Source organism: Pseudomonadota bacterium (genome assembly GCA_010028905.1).
Classification (GTDB): domain Bacteria; phylum Vulcanimicrobiota; class Xenobia; order RGZZ01; family RGZZ01; genus RGZZ01.
Genome location: RGZZ01000883.1, coordinates 1 through 1171 on the forward strand (window position 1 = coordinate 1; position 1171 = coordinate 1171).

Below are 1171 nucleotides of genomic sequence, written 5' to 3' on the forward strand. Positions count from 1 at the left end.
GAGCCGCCGTCGGGCGCCCCCCGTCCGCGCGCCGCCGTCTCGGGTTCGACGGCCAGATCGGGCTCGTCGTCGTCTTCGTCGCTGTCTTCGACCACCGACTCCCAGCTGTCGAGCATCTTCTGGGCCGTGATCTCACCCGCGCGGATGGAGCTGCCCACCCGCCGCAGCAGCAGCGTCTTGAGGAAGCCGGCGCCCTTCACGCGCCCGCCCAGCGTGCGACAGAACTCCTCGGCGGTCGCGTAGGCTTCTTGCAGGTACAGTGGCAGCGTGAGGGCCGAGGCGTCGTCCTCCCCCAGCAGCTCGACCCGCACGGGCCGCAGGTACGGCTCATGGGTCTCCGGATCGATGGTGCTCTCGAGGTACTCGCGGGTGCGGCGCACGATGTGGCGCAGAAACGGGTTGTGCATGCGGCCGTACTCGCCGGCCAGCTGGCGCAGCGCCTGCTGCTCGGGCTTGCGCAGGCTCGCGTAGGCTTCGGGCATCGCCACCCAGGCATCGCTCTTCATGTCGAGGGTGCGCCGAACGTCACCGAACGCCTTCCCCTCGGAGGATGGAGGCAGCGGGTTTCGCACGTACTCCCACAGCCCGGTCGAGTCGCTCGGCACCTCCGTGCGCCCGAGGGTGAGCGCGAGCGCCTCTTCGACCTGTCGCCAGCGGCTGAACATGTTGCCGAGCACGCCCTCATGCCCCGTGGCCAGCATCGACAAAAGGTCGAACGCCTCCACCGGCAGCAGCTGCACGGGGGTGGCGGTGGCCAGCAGCAGGCTCTTGGTGCGCGCACCGACCTCGTACACGAACTTCATGAGGTTGTTGGGATCGGGCCGCTCGTGCTGGCGGTTGGGGGCGAGATTGCGGCGGCGAGCGCGGTGGGCCTCGTCGACCACCACGCACTCGTAGCGCATCGAGAGCAGGTGCTCGACCACAGGCGAGCGCGAGGTGATGAGCCCCTGCGATACTAGCCCCACCCTTCGCGGGCAGCGCGCCACGCTCTCTGGACCCCGTGCGGGGTGCAGGTGGCCGTGCTCGTCAATCCACCCCTGAGGCGTCCATCGCGCGGAAGGGAGCCGCAGCAGCGACCACATCTCGTCCTGCCACTGCGCCAGCAGGGTCTTGGGCGGCACCACGAGCACGGGGCCGTCGCCCTGCAGGGCCATGAGCATGGCGGCGAGGG

Annotated in this window: 1 protein-coding gene; it reads right to left on the reverse strand. The window is 70.0% G+C overall.

Annotation, left to right across the window (positions count from 1 at the left end; all coding sequences use genetic code 11):
- Positions 1–1160, reverse strand: a 1160-nt coding sequence (locus EB084_26110) for a helicase SNF2 (GenBank protein ID NDD31739.1), incomplete at its 3' end; no start/stop codon positions are given.
- Positions 1161–1171: the final 11 nt, after the last annotated feature.